The 18,762-nt window shown below is 40.3% G+C and carries 18 protein-coding genes; 12 read left to right on the top strand and 6 right to left on the bottom strand.

The annotated features are described in order from the left end of the window. Window positions 1-271: 271 nt before the first annotated feature. Entirely contained in the window at window positions 272-796 is a 525-nt protein-coding gene (locus AC1DO4_RS12935; protein WP_477416381.1) for a hypothetical protein, read from the bottom strand. Window positions 797-1,170: 374 nt separating this feature from the next. Between AC1DO4_RS12935 and AC1DO4_RS12930 the strand changes: the two genes are divergently transcribed. Then, complete coding sequence (locus AC1DO4_RS12930) at window positions 1,171-1,683, top strand: hypothetical protein (RefSeq protein ID WP_477416379.1); 513 nt, start codon at window positions 1,171-1,173, stop codon at window positions 1,681-1,683. 94 nt (window positions 1,684-1,777) lie between these two features. Here AC1DO4_RS12930 and AC1DO4_RS12925 read toward each other — a convergent pair whose 3' ends face one another. Both AC1DO4_RS12925 and AC1DO4_RS12920 read right to left on the bottom strand, forming a co-directional pair. Further along, on the bottom strand, window positions 1,778-2,515 hold the full coding sequence (locus AC1DO4_RS12925; RefSeq protein ID WP_477406118.1) for an SDR family oxidoreductase: 738 nt from the start codon (window positions 2,513-2,515) through the stop codon (window positions 1,778-1,780). A 126-nt stretch (window positions 2,516-2,641) separates the two neighbouring features. Beyond that, entirely contained in the window at window positions 2,642-3,232 is a 591-nt protein-coding gene (locus AC1DO4_RS12920) for a TetR/AcrR family transcriptional regulator (protein ID WP_477416377.1), read from the bottom strand. A 356-nt stretch (window positions 3,233-3,588) separates the two neighbouring features. Here AC1DO4_RS12920 and AC1DO4_RS12915 point away from each other — a divergent pair, with 356 nt between their 5' ends. Continuing rightward, window positions 3,589-4,530 (top strand): hydroxypyruvate isomerase family protein, encoded by a 942-nt coding sequence (locus AC1DO4_RS12915; protein ID WP_477416375.1) that lies wholly within the window; start codon window positions 3,589-3,591, stop codon window positions 4,528-4,530. Here AC1DO4_RS12915 and AC1DO4_RS12910 read toward each other — a convergent pair. Beyond that, window positions 4,523-5,443, bottom strand: coding sequence for a hypothetical protein (locus tag AC1DO4_RS12910; RefSeq protein WP_477416373.1), 921 nt, complete (start codon window positions 5,441-5,443; stop codon window positions 4,523-4,525). The genes AC1DO4_RS12915 and AC1DO4_RS12910 overlap by 8 nt on opposite strands. A 52-nt stretch (window positions 5,444-5,495) precedes the next feature. Here AC1DO4_RS12910 and AC1DO4_RS12905 point away from each other — a divergent pair, with 52 nt between their 5' ends. The 4 genes from AC1DO4_RS12905 (at window position 5,496) to AC1DO4_RS12890 (ending at window position 8,283) form a co-directional block, all read left to right on the top strand. Beyond that, on the top strand, window positions 5,496-6,653 hold the full coding sequence (locus AC1DO4_RS12905) for a M28 family metallopeptidase (protein WP_477416371.1): 1,158 nt from the start codon (window positions 5,496-5,498) through the stop codon (window positions 6,651-6,653). Window positions 6,654-6,659: 6 nt separating this feature from the next. Then, complete coding sequence (locus AC1DO4_RS12900) at window positions 6,660-7,208, top strand: GNAT family N-acetyltransferase (protein ID WP_477416369.1); 549 nt, start codon at window positions 6,660-6,662, stop codon at window positions 7,206-7,208. 143 nt (window positions 7,209-7,351) lie between these two features. Next, window positions 7,352-7,570 (top strand): hypothetical protein, encoded by a 219-nt coding sequence (locus tag AC1DO4_RS12895; protein ID WP_477406104.1) that lies wholly within the window; start codon window positions 7,352-7,354, stop codon window positions 7,568-7,570. 419 nt (window positions 7,571-7,989) lie between these two features. Beyond that, the gene (locus AC1DO4_RS12890) at window positions 7,990-8,283 is read left to right on the top strand and encodes a hypothetical protein (RefSeq protein ID WP_477416367.1); all 294 of its coding nucleotides are present in this window, start codon (window positions 7,990-7,992) and stop codon (window positions 8,281-8,283) included. Window positions 8,284-8,298: 15 nt separating this feature from the next. On the opposite strand, the gene AC1DO4_RS12885 is transcribed toward AC1DO4_RS12890, so the two are convergent. Beyond that, the gene (locus AC1DO4_RS12885; protein WP_477416365.1) at window positions 8,299-8,766 is read right to left on the bottom strand and encodes a CYTH domain-containing protein; all 468 of its coding nucleotides are present in this window, start codon (window positions 8,764-8,766) and stop codon (window positions 8,299-8,301) included. 170 nt (window positions 8,767-8,936) lie between these two features. Between AC1DO4_RS12885 and AC1DO4_RS12880 the strand changes: the two genes are divergently transcribed. From AC1DO4_RS12880 to AC1DO4_RS12860, 5 genes are all read left to right on the top strand, one after another. Then, on the top strand, window positions 8,937-9,881 hold the full coding sequence (locus AC1DO4_RS12880; RefSeq protein WP_477416363.1) for a hypothetical protein: 945 nt from the start codon (window positions 8,937-8,939) through the stop codon (window positions 9,879-9,881). Window positions 9,882-9,956: 75 nt separating this feature from the next. Continuing rightward, on the top strand, window positions 9,957-12,422 hold the full coding sequence (locus tag AC1DO4_RS12875; RefSeq protein ID WP_477416361.1) for an ABC transporter permease: 2,466 nt from the start codon (window positions 9,957-9,959) through the stop codon (window positions 12,420-12,422). Between the two features lie 185 nt (window positions 12,423-12,607). Then, window positions 12,608-13,564, top strand: a complete 957-nt coding sequence (locus AC1DO4_RS12870; RefSeq protein WP_477416359.1) for a hypothetical protein — start codon at window positions 12,608-12,610, stop codon at window positions 13,562-13,564. A gap of 267 nt (window positions 13,565-13,831) precedes the next feature. Next, a complete protein-coding gene (locus tag AC1DO4_RS12865) occupies window positions 13,832-16,555 on the top strand; it encodes a carboxypeptidase regulatory-like domain-containing protein (protein ID WP_477416357.1) in 2,724 nt (907 codons plus the stop codon). Between the two features lie 213 nt (window positions 16,556-16,768). After that, on the top strand, window positions 16,769-17,173 hold the full coding sequence (locus AC1DO4_RS12860; RefSeq protein ID WP_477416355.1) for a DUF1761 domain-containing protein: 405 nt from the start codon (window positions 16,769-16,771) through the stop codon (window positions 17,171-17,173). 91 nt (window positions 17,174-17,264) lie between these two features. Here AC1DO4_RS12860 and AC1DO4_RS12855 read toward each other — a convergent pair whose 3' ends face one another. Continuing rightward, window positions 17,265-17,696, bottom strand: coding sequence for a DUF6526 family protein (locus AC1DO4_RS12855; protein ID WP_477416353.1), 432 nt, complete (start codon window positions 17,694-17,696; stop codon window positions 17,265-17,267). Window positions 17,697-17,878: 182 nt separating this feature from the next. Between AC1DO4_RS12855 and AC1DO4_RS12850 the strand changes: the two genes are divergently transcribed. Further along, window positions 17,879-18,742, top strand: coding sequence for an aldo/keto reductase (locus tag AC1DO4_RS12850; RefSeq protein WP_477416351.1), 864 nt, complete (start codon window positions 17,879-17,881; stop codon window positions 18,740-18,742). Window positions 18,743-18,762 lie beyond the last annotated feature (20 nt).

Raw genomic sequence — 18,762 nt, 5'->3', positions numbered from 1 at the left:
TTGTTATATTTTTAAATACACCAATAAGACGCCCCCATTTTTAAAACGTTACAGGCATTTTGGGCGAATTAGACGTACCCCCTGTTTTCCTCGGCGAACGGGGTGAAATCATCGGTGAATGGCGGGATTATTTTTGGAGGAGAAGACGCAATAATATCACTATAGCTGTTTTATGAGAGTACAGCTACCCGAAAACAAAAGTTTTAGTTACAATTTAGAAGAATAGCGCTGAACTGACCCCTGAACCGGGAATTGTTTATTAAAGATCTGCTTAAAAAGTTACACCCAATTGCAGGCCGGTAGTTACAGAAGCCGGCTGGTTATTGCCAAACCTTACCGGCAAGGGCACCGATACAAAAAACCCGGCATCCTTACCCTTAAAAACCACCTGGTTAAAAACCGGTGTAAACCCGAAACGGCCATTGGTTTCAAAAGCCATACGGCCAATAAAGGTAAAGCCATGTTTAAACCGAAACATGGCGCCCGGATGAAATAAAACAGAATTTACTTTTGATATATTTTTTTCTGTGCGGATTGCAGGTGCAACCTCAAAGCTCACACCAAAGTGGTCGCTTTTTAAAATATTAACTCCAAAGGGAAAGGCAATGGTGTAGACGTCAGAAAAATTGCTGGTGGCCCCATTTTTATTCCAGGTTGCAACAGGATTTAAAACACTAAAGTAACCCGTAACTTTAGGATAATTTGCCGGTTGCTGTGCATGGCTGATTTTAGCGGCTCCTAAAATGAAAATTATAATGATTATATATGGTTTGTATAGCTTTATAAGTAAATGCATGCGCAATACTATAAAAGCATCCCCTGTTAAAATTGTATAAATTTAACTATTAGTATCCTTTTTACTTTTCGGATGATTTTTTATACCGGAAGGACTTTCCCTTGTTTGTTTTATCGCGCTTAATCTGCCTCATTTAATTGAGCTAAAATGCATTCGCTAATACATAACAAAAAACTCAATTTTTGATATAATAGATAAAAGCCAGGCCCAAAACATTTATACTTTCGAATACTGTATAAATAATTAAAAAAACATTTATTTAATGTATAATAAATAATATTAAAGTTATTATTGAATACCTTTGCCCGGATTATTAATTAATTATTGAATAATAAAAAATATTAACAATTATAAATTTAAAAACCCTGCAAACAATGAAAACTATTAAAACCCTGATTTTATTAACGCTAATGACGGGCGTAATCACCTTAAATTCGTGTAAAAAAAACGATAAGGAAGTAACAGTATCAAGCTCAATTTCAGCAAGTATTGACGGAACTGCTACAACATTTAACAACGCACTTGCCATTACAGGCACCATAGGCGGCGAAAAATTCACTAATGTACAAGGTACAGCGTCAAATAAAGCTGTCATCTCGATAACAATAAACGGCACCATAACAGCCGGTAAAACATATTCTTCGGCAGCAACCAAGGTGAGCGACAGACCGGTTCTCCTATATGCACCTGATGATAACGATGACTATATGAACGACGATAGTAATACTGCTAAACTGGTAACAGTTACAGTAACATCAATAAGCGCAACCAACATCCAGGGAACGTTTAAAGGTAATGTTACCAATACTATTTCTATAGGCAACGGATCCGGCAAAGTTAAATCTATCACCGATGGAAAATTCAACGTTACATTAACCGGAAAATAGTTTCCTGTTTTAAATTGGATTTCCTAATGTATAACATAAAAGAGGGCGTTGTTTTTAAAGCAACGCCCTCTTTTATTTACTATAGTTCTTTTATTTACCAGGGCAACTCTTCGCCCAGGTGGTAAAACTTACCGCTGGGGCCATCTTCGCCAACCAATGCCATTTCTACGCTGGTTTTAGCACCATCCGGAATTTCCATTGGGGCATGTTCTGTACCTATTTCGGTTTTAACCCAACCCGGGTGCACCGAGTTTACTTTAATATTTGTACCTGTAAGTTCCTGTGCTAAGTGCACTGTAAATACGTTTAAAGCTGTTTTTGAGGCATTGTACGATAACCTCTTGGCTGCATCTATAGGGCCGTTAGGAATAGAATGAACGGTGAGCGAGCCCAATATACTTGATAAGTTAACAATACGGCCGCCCTCACTTTTCTTCAATAACGGTAACAAGGTATTAGTGAGGTAAACAACGCTGAAAAAGTTGGTTTCGAAAACATATTGAAATTCATCGGCGGTGGTTTCTACGTTCTTCTTTACAAACGCCGACTCTTTGGGGCCAACACCTGCGTTGTTCACCAGAATATCCAGCTTACCAAATTTATTTTCGATATAGGCAGCTGCGGCTGTTCTGTCATCGGCATTGGTAACATCCAGTTGAATGCCATATGCCTCAATTCCCTGGGCTGTAAGCTGGGCTGCTGCTGCTTCGGCAGCGCTGATCTGGCGCGCGGCTACAATTACGGTTATCCCTTTTTCTCCTAATTGTTTGGCAGTTTCTAATCCTAAACCGCGGTTTGCGCCTGTTATTAAGGCTACTTTTTTAGTTGACATGATATTTTATTAAATGATGTTGTGTTAAATGATTACTTTATTGTGTTTTATTTTTTTTAGACTTTTTGGTCGTTTTTAATAGTTAAAAAAAGGCCGTTCCCGACCCGGAGCGTATCACTGCTACGGTTACTTTAATTGGTAGCTTTTCAAATCAGCCTTCAACATTTTTATGAGCGTATGCATGTATTTTGTATTGCCGGTAACCCTTGACATAACCATGCCGCCTTCCAGCATAGCGAAGATCTTTAATGCAAATTCTTCGGCATTAATTTCAAGCGACAATTCTTTATCCGCAACCCCTTGTTTAATTACGCTGATAAAACCTTGCTGGCCGCCCTCAATAATCGCTTTAATTTTTTGTTTAATGTCCTGGTTGGTATCATCGCACTCTACACCAAAGTTTAATACCGGACAACCACCTGTTATATAGGAGTTAATTGGATCCTTGTAAATATCAATAACGGCCAAAAGCTTTTTTATGGCGGTTTTTTCTTTTGCCATTACCAAACCTACGTTGTCGGTCAACTTAGTCAGCAGGTAATCAACCATTACGGCGGCAATTTCGTCCTTGCTTTTAAAGTGGCCATACAGGCCACCCTTTGCCATTTTAGTAGCAGCCAGGATGTCATCAATAGTAGTACCGGCAATACCCTTTTGGTTAAAGATAGGTGCAGCCTGCTCTATGATAAATTGCCTGGTTCTTTCTGCTTTGCTCATTGTGTTCTTGATTGACAGAACAAAAATAGACCAAAAGGTCTAAAAATGAAATCATTTTTCAAAGTTTTTTTTGTTGTGACATTGGGATGAAGAAAGCGGAAAAATATTCGTTTTTGTTTCGCGCAACGGATACAGAGACGCAATGTAAGTGTACTTCAACACTTTGTCTTTATCCATAAATCCTTCGTCTATAAGTTCCTTCGTCCGAAGATCCTTTGTCCTTTGTCCGAAAATCCTTTGTCCTTTGTCTGAAAATCCTTTGTCTTTTGTCCGAAAATCCTTTGTCCTTTGTCTGAAAATCCTTTGTCCTTTATCTCTTAAAAACCTATCTTGCCTGCTCAAACCAATCCAAACCTATGAAACGCAGAAACTTTGTCCAAAGCTCGGTACTTGCAGGCGCATCATTACTTACAACAGGCGTTTTAAACGCAGCCACGCTTACAGGCTGTACCGATCCGGCCGGTGTAGCTACTACAGCTTCAGATAAACCATTCAACCTTAATTATGGCATCCATGATGGCATGTTTAAAAATCATGCAGGCGATGATTTTATTGAACAGATAAAATTTGCGTACGATAAAGGTTTCCGCTCGATAGAAGATAATGGTATGAGCCGCCGCCCCGAAGATCAACAGAAAAAAATAGGCGATACACTTGCCAAACTGGGTATGGCTATGGGCGTTTTTGTGCAGCCGGGCCTGGGTAATGATAGCAACATGCTGGCATCGGGCAAGGCCGACCAGGTTGAAAATTTTATAAACTCGTGCAAGCAAGCTGTTGAAATAGCCAAACGCCTCAACAGCAAACTGGTAACAGTTGTGCCAGGCGATTTTGTGCGCAGCCTGCCCATTGGCGTGCAAACCGGCAACGTAATAGAAGCGATAAAAAAAGGCACCGCCATATTGGAACCGCATGGCATTATCATGGTGTTGGAGCCGCTGAGCGATAACCCCGACCTGTTCCTGCGCACACCAGACCAAGCCTACGCCATTTGCAAGGCTGTGGGCAGTCCATCGTGCAAAATCCTTTACGATATGTATCACGTGCAGCGTAACCAGGGCAACATTATCCCTACCCTCGATTTGGTGTATGACGAAATTGGCTACTACCAGATTGGTGATAACCCCGGCCGTAAAGAACCGGGTACCGGCGAAGTAAATTACAAGAACATATTTAAGCACATTTATAGCAAGGGTTATAAAGGCGTTTTGGGTATGGAGCATGGCACAGCCGGGCAGGGCAAAGAGGGCGAGCTGGCTTTAATCAAAGCTTATAGGGAAGCAGATAGCTTTATGTAATTAGCCGCCGTTTTACTTGTTTACCAATGCCGATAAAACTGCTGTGATTAAGCGGAAACTCCAATATTACATGCGCCAGGCTGAGTATAAACAACCACTTTATCCCTAACCGGTAATTGTAAAAATACAAGGCTACGGATGCCGCCCAGAAAAGACCGATAATAACCGATCTTGTAATAGTAATGCGGTGCCAGTTAATAACCCTGGTTTTTGTAAACCAGTTTAGGTAATGATAAGTGTAGGCAAATGCAATAAGCCTGGTTAAAATGATGCTGGCGCGGTTGGTATAAATATTTAGCGTTTGATTGCGTAATGTGGTGGTATTAAGGTGTGCAAAATGCTTGTAGTTGCTGATAGCCCATTGCGTAGGCGTGCTGTGCACGCTGGTAAACAACAGGCACAACAGCACCGGACAAATTAAGAAAACAAAAAACGCTAAGTAGCCCGAAAAATATCGGCTCTTTAATGCCCCTAACAGCAAAAAAGCCCCGGTAAAAAAATAAACGTGAATGAGCGTAGGTATATACAATCCGAAAATGGTACGAAGTATATTGTTGGTTAGCAAAAAGTAGCCCAGCACTACAAGCAGGATAAAAGCCAGCAGCCGCATTAACGAGTTGCTAATAATCAACAATATAAACGACAGGCCAAACGTGTAGTAAATAAGATTGGCATAAGGCAATTTAAGCAGGATTGAAATGATAACAACACAGGCGATTAATAAAAGATCATATTTCTTAAGCGTAAAATACCGCCTGCTATTTAACCAGGAGATCTCGGTTAAGTAATGCGCCGGCCCAAGTATAGCATAGGACAATAACACCAGTTCGAAAGGAATAAACAAAGCAAGGCATGATGAGCCTAACATAGCAAGTATGTTGTAATAGTTAATGCGGTTTATATCAGCACTCATGAATTAGCTTGTTCCTTAATTTTGGCAATTTACCTTAATCTGCTCAATATAAATGAAATTTAAACTTACCCTCTTATTCCTTTTCATATCCGGCCTTAGCAACGCCCAGGACAGCCTTTTTGCCCGTAAACTGGTTGATACGCTTACCTCACCCTACTTTTGGGGGCGCGGTTACACGCACGATGGGGTACACAAGGCGGCGGCATTTATAGCTTCACAATTTAAAAGTTACGGTGTAAAGCCAATGGATGGCAAAAGCTATCTGCAGGAGTTTCGTTACCCGGTAAATATTTTCCCCGGCAAAATGAATGTGGCTATAAATGGCGTTAAACTTATCCCCGGTAAAGAATTTATTGTAAGTCCGGACAGTAAGGGGGTTACCGGTGAAGGCAAGCTTGAACAAACTGACAGCACACATTTTGTCGACCGTAAAAACAGGGTCATCGTTTCGTTAGAAGATAAGCTTACCTGGTCTGTTGAAGGCAAAGCGCTTGATTTTACGCTGATACAGGTTGATAAAAAAGCATTTTCACAAATGCCTGCCACCCTTAAAGTTGCCATAGAAAATGAGGTGATCCCCGATTTTAAAACGGCCAACGTTTGCGGTGTGGTAAAAGGCACAATAAAACCCGATTCGATTATTGTAATTACAGCGCATTATGATCATTTAGGTGGTATGGGCAGCGATACCTATTTCCCGGGGGCTAATGATAATGCCAGCGGGCTTACCCAATTGTTAAGCCTGGCCAAATATTATGCCGCAAATCCGCAGCCATATACCATGGCGTTCATTGGTTTTTCGGGCGAAGAGGCAGGCTTGCTTGGCTCCAGGCACTTTACAGAAAACCCGCTGATCCCCTTAAAAAACATCCGGTTTTTAATCAATCTTGATCTTAATGGTACAGGCATCGACGGAATTACTGTGGTAAACGCAACTGTTTATCAAAAAGAATTTACCGCCATGCAGCAGATTAACAATGAGGGCCATTACTTTGCAAAGGTAGTACCCCGTGGAAAAGCTGCCAATAGCGACCATTATTTATTTACAGAAAAAGGTGTGCCTGCATTTTTTATATACACTTTGGGCGGTATCAAAGCTTATCATGATGTTTTTGATATCAGCGCCACCCTGCCGCTCAATAAGTATAACGATCTGTTCAGGTTCATTGTAAAGTTTAATAATTTTTTGATGCAAAAAGCAAAGCCCTGATTTTTTATGCTCAGTCCAAATTTTCAGCCCTTTCCTGTTTTAACAACCCAAAGGTTAATACTACGCCGGTTTATTGATGCCGATGCGCCCGATCTTCTGGAATTACGCGGCAATGCCGATATTATGCAGTATATCAACCGCCCCCTAACTAAAACGCTGGATGATGCCCTGGGGCTTATAAAAGTTATTGACGATCTGCTGGAAGGCAATAACGGTATTACCTGGTGCATATCATTCAAAAACAACCCTAAATTTATAGGTAGTATTGGTTTTTGGCGAATAGAAAAGGATAATCACCGGGCCGAAATAGGTTACCTGCTAAATCCGGCTTTCCAGGGCATTGGTATTATGCAGGAAGCTGTAGAAGCGGTTATTAATTTTGGATTTGGGGCGATGAACCTGCACTCCATACAGGCCAATGTAAGCCCCGGAAATATAGGCTCCATCAAACTGCTCGAAACCAATAATTTTAAGCGTGAGGGCCATTTTAAAGAGGATCATTTGCATAACGGAAGGTTTGCAGATACCATTATTTATTCTTTATTAACAAAATAGTAAATGTGTTAACAAAATATTCATACGAAGTATTTTGATTTAAAAAATTTTAATGCATGTTTACAGCTCGAAACCAATTATAGATGGGCTGAAAACAATTCAGTATAAATGGGGTTAAACTAAAAAACAAAAAAGAACTTATCATGGCAACAGAAAAAGGAAGCGGTATTACCGCGTATTCAGTAAAAACAAAAACTAAGAATGTACCGATGATTGATCCAGTGATTGATATTAAATCCGGAAGGTACATTGCAACAGGTACAGATGGTGCCGGAAATAAAATGGCTGCCATTATGGGCAAAGCTACTGCCGAAGAACATATCGCCAATGGTAATGCAAAAAAAGGTACTGGCTGGGCTTAGTATTTTATTGGCCGCAAAAGCCCTGGTTAAGTAAGCTTAACCAGGGCTTTTGTATGTATCAAGCTTTTTTCCTCAACTCCCCTATCCTTAATATCGAATACTTTAACATCGGAAATTGCTATGGTAAAGTTAAAACCAAAAGTTTTGCCTCTTGATAGCCACTCTTTTTCGCCTGCTGTTGCGGTTTTAATTTTATGATAATTCGCAATTTATTGATTGTTAGACAGATGTAATTTCTTGCTATTTCACCTGTTGCGAACGCAACAGTAGCACTTTCCCTGTACCCTCAACACCAATCTTTACTAATAACAGCTATAAATAAGTAATATTACGTACGCAAAAATGGGTGAAAACACCTATTCATCGGCTTTAACATTTCCTTTAATTTTACAGCATCTCATTCATTAAAGCAATTTAATATGGCTGTACGCATACTTTGTATTAAAACCGATACCACACTACATCATAACCCATACGTAGCTATTGATTCATTAGAGTGGGTTAATGAGCGTATTAATGTTAAAGGAATAACCGAACGCACCAAACTTTACGACTGGATAAAGAACGAGGCCGGTGAAGCTTACATTATTGACGAGCAGGGTAATAAAACCAGCCTGATCCCGGCCCTCTGTCCCGAAGGAAATAARTATGTAAAAACGGTTAAGGATGAATCTGAACCCGACGTATTGCTTGGACTACCTGAGAGCGCCTAAAAATCGACCTTGAATTTACCACTTACCAAACGGTTTTACAGAAAGGTATGAATTGTAATACCTTTCGTCGCCGGTAACTTCAATGGTAACCCATGGGGGAAGTATAAATTTTTCATCTTCGCTGTCAAGCTCAATCTCGGCAAGCAACAGACCCTTATTATCTCCTAAAAACTCGTCAACCTCCCATACCTTACCCGCAACTTCAATACGATAGCGACGCTTCGTCAGTTCAGATACGGCAAAATTATTAAGCAGCTCTTCCCCCTCAACAGCCGGAATGGTATACTCATATTCCGATCGGCTGATACCCTTTGTGCTACCCTTTATAGTAATAAAACCCTTATCAGGCGTTACGCGGATGCGGATGGTTTTAGTATCATCACTTAAAATGTATCCTTGTCTAAAGTATGTCCCTATCGGCTTGGGCATTTGCTGCCATTGTTCCTTATCAACCAAAAACTTGCGTTCAATTTCAACTCCCATCAGTTTCTTGTTTTTTAATTAACCTGCGGCCGGGCAGATGGTTTTAAATTTTACCGGGCAATGGTACTCTTATTTTATAAAATATCAACAAAATATTAAATCAATAAGCTATATTTAATGTTATATTCCTATAACCGTTATATTCCTTTTAACCAATTAATAATAGCCATATGAAACCGAGCACAAAACTTTTAGGGTTAATTCTGATATTATCAATTAATCTTATTAACCAGGGTTGTAAGCAACCCAACGTTGTTAAACATGGTGGCGAAAAAGACCGGATATCGTTTAAACCGGTGTTGGGGATTAATTATACAGAAATTTCACGACGCACCGCACACGGGCTTTCCTTTGATAAAAACGGCTACCAACTGGAGCCGCAATGGCAAATAAACTTTGTTTCTAATGATTCTGTAAGCATTTACAGCCCCACAAAAGGCCGGTTTATTAACTTCCCGCTCACCCGTGGGTACGATTCTATTTTTAACACCGCCAGAACATGGCTCAAGGTTAAAAAAATGACCAAAGATAGCCTCAAACTTGAAATACTTGAAGCCTATGGTGATACCGTTGATACAAGGGGCGCCAAAGTTTACATGACATTTTATGCCGATGATTACATAAAAAACGAACTTCATAGCGATACCGCAAAACTAAAAAAGCCCAGTAGTAAAGATTCTTTATTTATCCGATCGTTATCAGATGCATCAAACAAAAATTACAAGAAGGCTTTTTCGGCCAGGCAACCGGTTGAACTTATTAGCAAAAGCCCCTCGGTGAGGGTAAAGAAATGGATTGTGGAGGGCGACCTTTTTAATCATTTTGATACAACTGACAATTATATGAGCCCCACATATGACATTGCCATCAGCAAAGCAAATACCAACTTTTATTATTCATTCACCGTTTTTGTTGATGTAGCCGGACAGCTGCACTACGGCAAACCATTAATACCTTTCTTCGACCAATCCTTTAAAGATAATTACATCCGTCTTTCACAGTCAGTTATGGATGGCTATCTTAAATATTATCTGCAGGTGACTCCGGGTAAAACCCTTGGAATGCCCCATGCAAGTGTGATTAATGTACACGTGGAAGGAAAAACGGGGGTTTAGTTAAATTATAAACTGAGCCAATTAAATTTATTGAATTAACATTAAACGCATGATCTGTAGACCATAGTAATACCTATGATTAAAAACTATTTTAAATTTGCCATTAGAAATTTCTGGCGCCACAAACTTTTCACGCTTATTAACATCATTGGCTTATCGATAGGCGTTAGCGCCGCGTTGGTCATTTACCTCATTGTACATTTTGATTTTACGTTTGATAAATTCCATAAAGATGGCGACCGCATTTATCGTGTAGTAACCAGCTATACGGTTAATGGCAATTTATCATATAGTAGCGCCTCATCATGGCCTCTGCCAGATGAGGCAGAAAAGGAAGCCACCGGGATTGAAAAAGCTGCCCCTTTTGAAACCATTGCGCACCTTGATGTTGTGATATCTAATGGCCAGGCGGCTGCAACACGTTATAAAGAACAGGACGATTTGCTGTATGCTGATGAACGTTATTTTAAGCTGTTCAATTACCATTGGCTTGCTGGCTCGGCAAAAACGGCATTAACCGGCATTAACCAGGTGGTTTTAACCGCTGCCAGGGCTAAGTTATATTTCCCCAATCTATCTCCTGCCGAAGTAATAGGCAAAACAATCATTTACGATAGGCATTATGATCAACAAACATCTGTTGTTACCGGCATTGTGGAACTACCCGCCGGCAATACTGATCTTGCTTTTCATGATTTTATCTCCTTAAATACATTAAAGGCTAATAAAGACTTAAAATATAAGTTTGCCGATTGGCACCCCAATACAAATTTGGCCTGGGACCAATATTTTATAAAATTATCAGCAGGCACCTCTGCTTCCTCGGTTGAAAAACAGTTAAATACTATATTAAAGGCCCATACTGTTACAGATCAGTTATTCAAAAGCCAGTCTTACCAGCTTCATTTACAGCCGTTGGCCGATGTCCATTTCGATAACAGGTACGGCATATTTTACAACCGGCCTACAGCCAGCAAGCCAACTTTGTATGGCTTAATTGCAATTGCAATTATGTTGTTACTGTTGGGCTGCATCAATTTTATCAACTTAACAACTGCTCAGGCAACCCAAAGGGCCCGGGAAATAGGTATCCGAAAAACTTTGGGTAGCAGCCGCAAGCAGCTGGTATTACAGTTTTTGTTTGAAACTTTTTTTGTAACACTTTTTGCTGTTTTAACTGCAGTAGCCCTTACCCCCGTGTTGCTCAACATATTCTCGGGCTTTATACCCGCTGGTATCAAGGTTGATTTTACCAGGTTTAGCCTTATTTTGTTTTTATCTGCCTTAACAATAACGGTAAGTCTTATCGCCGGTATTTACCCGGCTATGGTACTATCGGGCTATAAAACGCTGCAGGTGCTTAAAAACCAGTCGCGTTTTGATAGTACACAAACCAGGAACGCCTTTTTGCGCAAAAGTTTAACAGTTACGCAATTTGTTATAGCACAATTTTTTGTGATGGCAACATTGTTGGTTAGCAAACAGGTATATTATGCATTACACAAAGATTTGGGCTATAAAAAAGATGCTATTCTGATTATAGAAACTCCGTGGCAAAACCGGTCGATGCAGGTTCAGTACTTTTTCAGAAACAAATTAATGGCTATTCCGCAGGTTAAGCAGTTGAGTATGGGCATTGATGCGCCGGCATCTAATTATACAGATATGCAGCAATCCACTTACAACGATGGCACAAAAGAGATTAAAACAGATGTATTGCCAAAGTACGGTGATGAAAATTACACCAGGATTTATCATTTAAAATTGATAAAAGGCAGAACGTTGGAACAACGTGATACCCTAAGCGGAATGCTCATTAATGAAACCTATGCCAACGCAATTGGATTTAAAAATCCTGCCGATGCGATTGGAAAAACCATAACCTTTCATGGCAAAAGACAAGTTACCGGTGTACTTGGAGATTTTTATCAGTCATCGCTACATAACGTAATTAAACCTGTAATACTGATAGTCCAGGGTGGACAATATTTTAACAGAACGTTCCATATTGCCTTAAACCCACAAACTACCCCCGGCGATTGGAAAAAAGCCATCGAAGCTATGCAAAGCGCATGGAAACAAACCTACCCGGAGCAAGATTTTGATTTTCACTTTTTTGACGAAAATATAGCCAGGTTTTATGAAAGCGAACAACGCACCTCTACCCTGCTTAGCTGGACAACCGGCTTATCTATATTAATCAGTTGCCTGGGCCTTTTAGGCCTTACCATATACACTACAAACCAACGCACCAAAGAGATTGGCATCCGTAAAGTAGTAGGCGCCTCCGTTGGCCAGATAGTGAGGCTGTTATCAAAAGAGTTGGTTTTACTTATTATGCTTGCGTTTATGGTAGCAACCCCAATTGCCTGGCTGGCCATAAATAAATGGATACAAAGCTTTACCGACCGCACCCCTGTAAGCTGGTGGATATTTGCGTTAAGTGGCGGCGGAATGCTAATTGTGGCCATGATTACATCAAGCTTTCAAACTATAAAAGCAGCCATTGCTAATCCTGTAAAAAGCTTAAAAAGTGAGTAGTGTTAAGTCAACAGTATAAGTAGTAAGTTATAAGCGGGGTTTGCTCTTTTTTGACTTCGAACTTAAAACTTTCGACTAAAGGCTATGTCAATTTAGGTTGATACGACACTATAGTCTTTTGTCTTTTATCCAAAAATCCTTCATCATTTTACCGGTTTATTGAATTATATATATCTTTAAGCCGTATGCTATCTATCAATAAAAAAACATTAAAGCTGGTTGGTTTTACGCTGCTTACTGCTATTTCAATTATCCAAACAGGTTGCGGCGGCTCCAATAAAGGTAAAAAGCAACTCATAGATTTTAAGCCCTATAATGGTATCAATTATTCAGAAGTATCTCGCAGGCAAAAAAACGGACTTTCGTTTAATGAATATGGCTACCAGCTGGAACCTCAATGGAAAATGAAGTTTGTGTCAGATGATTCTGTAAGCATATACAGTCCCACAAAAAAAGCTTTTATCAACTTCCCGCTCACCCGCGGTTACGACTCTATTTTTAACGCGGCACGTTCATGGCTAAAGGTTCAAAAAATTAGTAAAGACAGCCTTGTTCTCGAGATCATTAAACAAAAAGGCGATTCGCTGGATATTAAAGGCACCAAAGTGTACATGCGTTTTTTTGCCGACAACTATGTAAAAAACGTATTGCACAGCGATACATCCATATTAAGGCACCCCAGCCGCCAGGATACTTTGTATATCCAGTCTTTAGCTGTAAAGGCAAACAGGGATTATAAAAAAGCTTTTTCGGCCAGGCAACCGGTCGAACTTATCAGCAAAAGCCCCCAGGTAAAAGTTACCCGCCGTACTACCAAACCCGAAATTGAAAACAATTTCGACCCATCCGATGATTATCTCGATCCTACTTATGATATTGTTATTAACAAGGCTTATAAGGATTTTTATTACTCTTTCACCATGTATGTTGATGATAAAGGCGGGATGTATTATGGTATACCCCTTATTGACCTTGGCTTAAGCGGCCCCGAATTTGAGCAGGCCTACAGCCGGGTTGCCAGCGGGATTATGGACAGCTATTTTAAATTTTACTTAACTGTTAAACCAGGATCAACGCTTGGAATAGTACATTCCAGCATGATATCTGTTCATGTGGAGGGAAAAACCGCGGCAGCCAAATAGCAGCCAACTGTATTACAGGGTTTGTTTTGGTGGCATAAAAAGTAACAATTATGTTATTATAAAACCTGTGCATATAATTGCCCTTAACTTTCGCGCTGCAAGTATGTTATTAGGCAATTTTACCTACCAATTGAATGTAATTTAAACTATAAAACTTCGTTCAAAATTCTGCCGGGTTGTAAAAAAATGTTAAATCATAGGTGTGCCCGATATGCAACAACCCTAAATGTTTATATTAGCCCCTGTTAGCCGCTTTATATTATATTAATGATATCAAGAAAATTTTTACTCGTAGTATCCCTGTTATTATCTTTTAGTTTAGCCGCACTGGCTCAGCAGGATAGCATCCCCATTAACACCATTATCGAAAAAACCTCCAAATATTCGGCAGCATTCCCTATCGAAAAGGTTTACCTTCATTTAGATAAACCTTACTATGCAGCCGGCGATACTATTTGGCTTAAGGCTTATGTTACTGTTGAAAAGCATCAGCCATCGGCACTTAGCGGTATTGTGTATGTCGACCTGCTTAATAGCCAGGATTCGGTATTGGCGGGTCTTAGGCTGCGGCTCAAAAGCGGCTTTGCCAACGGAAATATAACGCTCGACGGCGAAACATTTAAGCCGGGCGCCTATAGGATAAGGGCCTATACAAACTGGATGCGCAATTTTGATCCGGATTATTTTTATGACCGTACCATAAATGTAGGTAATGCTATTGATAACAAGGTAAACACCTATATATCCTTCAAAAGTTCGGGCAAAAGAGGGGGGCTTATAAAGCTTAATGCAAACATCCTCTATAAAAATCCATCGAGCGTACCCTATACCGATAAAAAAGTAAACTGGCAATTGGTACGCAACGGCGATGCCGTAAGCAAAGGCCGGGGCACAACAGATGCCAATGGCAACCTTTTGGTAGAGATACCAGAAAATAATGCAGAAACTATTACATCCGGATCATTAGTAACAGCTATTGATATGGGCGACCGCCAGTTTGTTACCAACACTTTCCCGCTAAATGGCTCCATTACTAATTTTGATGTACAGTTTTTTCCCGAAAGCGGGCAGTTAACCAACGGCATACGTACAAAAATTGCATTTAAGGCCATAAACGCAAAAGGTTTGGGTGCAGATGTTAAGGGAAATATTACTGATGATAAAGGTGCCGAAGTTGCCACATTTACATCAAGTCATTTGGGTATGGGCGTATTTGGCATAACACCCGAAAGTGGTAAGATCTATACGGCAAACGTTACCTTCCCAAACGGCTCAACGGCTACTTATAAACTGCCCCGGGTGCAAAATATGGGTATAAGCCTGGCTGTTTATAATAACGACCCTGAAAACCTGTCTGTTAAAATATCGGCCAATGATGTATTTTTACAGCGTAAGCAAAACAAAAGCTTTTACCTGGTAGCGCAAAGCGGCGGCATTATTTATTATGCTGCTTCAACCGTGCTGCAAAACCTCAGCTACTCGGCCAATATTCCCAAAAAAAAGTTCCCTACGGGTATTTTGCAGGTAACGCTTTTTTCATCAGGCGGCTATGCTTTGTGTCAGCGCGTAGTTTTCATTCAGCATAATGATCAGTTAAGTCTTACTTTAAAAACCGATAAACCATCCTATACCGTAAGGCAAAATGTAAAAATGTCGGTAACGGCACTTAACAAAACCGCTCCTGTTATAGGCAGTTTTTCGGTTGCAGTTTTGGATGATGCTACCATACCATCAGATGAAAACAATGAGCAAACCATTTTAAGCAACATACTCTTAACATCAGACCTGAAAGGCTACATAGAAAAACCCAACTACTACTTTAACAAACCCGACCAGGAAAAGCTGGATAACCTTGATATCCTGATGCTTACCCAGGGCTACAGTCGTTTTAGCTTTGAGGATATCCTGGCCGATAAAAACCCGCCAATTTATGTGGCTCCCGAGCAGGGCATTGAAGTATCGGGCATATTGCGTACCAATACAGGTTTGCCTGTAAGTAAAGGCAGTATCAGGCTGCTTGTTCCTGATAATAATTTCTCGGCCGAAACGCTAACAGACATGTCGGGTAATTTTAAATTCGCGGATGTGGCTGTGAGAGATACTTCAAAGATTACCCTGAGCGCCCGTAATAACGTAAACAGTAAAAACATGGTGATCAATGTAAACGGTGAAATTTATCAGAAGATCAGCAAAAACAACAACGTAGCCGATGAAATAGTAAATATCGACAGTGTTATACGCCCTTATCTTGAAAACAGCCGTAAACAATACCAAAGTTCAAGGGTGCTTAAAGAGGTAGTAATAAAGGCCAAAACCGTTGTTAAAAAAGCAAGCCATAGTGATTATGGCACCTTTTCGGGTTTAAGTCCGCAGGCTGATCACGAAATAAATTCCGATCAGCTTAAAGGATGCCCTATTTTGATCAACTGCTTAAGCACAATGGCCCTGGGTTTAACATATGTTGATAATAACTTTTATGTAACCCGCGATTATAACCAGGGTAAAAAGCTGCCGGTACAAATTTATGTAGGCAGTATGCCTGTTGAGGTTAGCTTTTTATCTACCATTACCGGCGACGAGGTTGAATCGGTAGAGATATTTATGAAAGATGGTTTAAGTGGAATTAACCGCCTGACCAATACAAATGGTGTACTGGTTATTAATAAAAAAATAGTTAAAAAACAAAAGATCTCCCTTTCGCAGCTGATGGCGCTTATACCAAAGCAAAACGTAATTACTTTTGCCGTACAAGGTTATAGCAAAGCAAAAGATTTTTATGTACCTAAATATGAGGTAGGCAAAAGCAGTGTTATAGGTCTCGATCTGCGTAACACCATTTACTGGAACCCTAAGATCATTACCGATAAAAACGGTGTGACAACCTTTAGCTTTTACAACAGCGATGCACGCGGCTCATACCGTGCCATAATTGAAGGCATTGACGGCGATGGCAACTTAGGCAGGCAGGTAGTACGCTTTAATGTGAAGTAAGTTTTTGGACGTTCGGACAAGGGATTAAGGACGGAAGGACAAAGGAACAGATCCTTTGTCCTTTTTCTTTTCATCCTTTATCCAAATATCTTTTATTCTTTTGTCCGAAAATCCTTTGTCTGAAAGTCCTTTGTCCGAAAGTCTTCTCGGAACATCCTTTCCTCTTTTATCGTAAAAAAAGTTTAATTTTATTAAATACATAAACTTATCATCATGGATCCTTCATTAATTAATTGGCTGGCGGTTATAGTAGCTGCCCTGTCTTCGTTTTTAGTTGGCGGTATCTGGTATTCGCCTGCGCTGTTTGCCAACGCCTGGGTAGCCGATAATAAACTCAACGTTGATGAATTAAAAGCAGCCAGCAAATTACGATCATTCGGGATGACGGCCTTGTTCTCCTTAATTATGGCTGCAAACCTTGCCGCGTTTTTAGCTGATGCCAAAACCGACTTAGCCTGGGGTACAGCTGCAGGTTTCCTGGCCGGCATCTGGACATTTAGCGCCATTGCCATCATGAGCCTGTTCGAGCTAAAAAGCTGGCGGTTGATATTTATTAATGGCGGTTACAGCCTGGTATCGTTAACGCTGATGGGAGCTATTTTGGGAGCATGGAGGTAGGTGGTAAAAAATCAACCAAGTCTTAATTTACTTCCATAATTGGCGTAATTAACTAATACAGAATTAATTAAATCACAACCTTAACAATTCACTATACCCGGTGATGGTCGGCCTTCCACTTTTGGATAGCTTTTTTAATATCGTTAGGTTTAAGGTTTTCGGTTAATGTTTTTTCAACAAGCTGTACCATTTCTTCATCAGGTGCAAAACGTAAGGCAGCTATCTGGCCAATTGTAAGCTGGCGGCTTAAGGGTTGGCGGGTAAGTATAAAATATCTCAGGCTTTCTTCGGCGCGTATGGCTCTGTCCTGCGCTTTCAAGGGGAATGCACGCATAAACCAGAATATAAAAAAGAAGCAAACAAAAACAAGCAATAGCAACACTGCAGTAATCTGCCCGTTGGTTTGCCATTGCTTTACTACATTTATTATTGCTAATATAAATCCCGCTAAAATGAAAACATTTAGCACATAATGATAGCCTGTTACATGACGCCTGTGATTGGCAAAATTTTGATCGGTCATTTGGATTTGTTTTTTAGCGGAAAGATAGCTTTTTAGCAGCAAGTAGTTAGTATCAGGTACCGGTATGGCCTCAAGATTTTGATACTTGATACTAACTACCTGATACTTATAATGAATTATGTTGTATTTTGCTTAAACAATACGGTCATATTGGAGTTGAATTTATAACCAACACCAACATTATGGCTACTACAACAAGTTCATTTGAAAAAACTTTTAGTTTAGGCGGCGATTTCACTATAAACCGCCTGGGCTATGGCGCCATGCGCATTACCGGTAAAGGCATTTGGGGCCCTCCGGCCGATAAATTTGAATGTATCCGCGTATTAAAACGTGCGGTTGAACTGGGCGTAAATTTTATTGATACGGCCGATAGCTACGGCCCTAACATATCTGAAGAGTTAATTGCCCAGGCCCTTGCACCCTACCCCGATAAATTGGTTATTGGCACTAAAGGCGGCTTGCTACGTACCGGCCCCGACGAATGGCCTATTGATTCATCACCCCAGCATTTAATGCAGGCACTGGAAGGCAGCCTGAAACGTTTAAAATTACCAAGAATCGATCTTTACCAGTTACATCGTATCGACCCAAAAGTACCGGCCGAAAAATCGTTTGCGTTTTTACAAAAAGCACAACAGGAAGGCAAGATCAAACACATCGGCCTATCCGAAGTTAGTATAGATGAAATAAAAAAAGCACAGGAGTTTTTCGAGGTAGTATCGGTACAAAATATGTACAGCGTTGATAACCGTAAATGGGAGGCCGAACTGGAATATACCCGCGACCATAATATAGCCTTTATCCCATGGTTTCCACTTGGCGGCGGTAACGTACAGGGCGAAGAAGTATTGAAACGTATAGCCGATAAGCATAACGCCACCATTCACCAGGTTGCATTAAGCTGGTTGTTGCACCATTCGCCAAATATTTTGTTAATTCCGGGCACATCAAGCGTTGAACACCTGGAAGAAAATATGAAAACTGCCGATATCCAATTATCAGAGGATGATATAGATATATTGAACACGCTGGGCGAAGTATAAAAAACTTCTTTTTAAGCAGA

This window comes from Mucilaginibacter sp. P5_A6 (assembly GCF_056400585.1).
The sequence above is the reverse complement of the archived record's forward strand: the minus strand, read 5'-3'. Positions and strand labels throughout refer to the sequence as shown.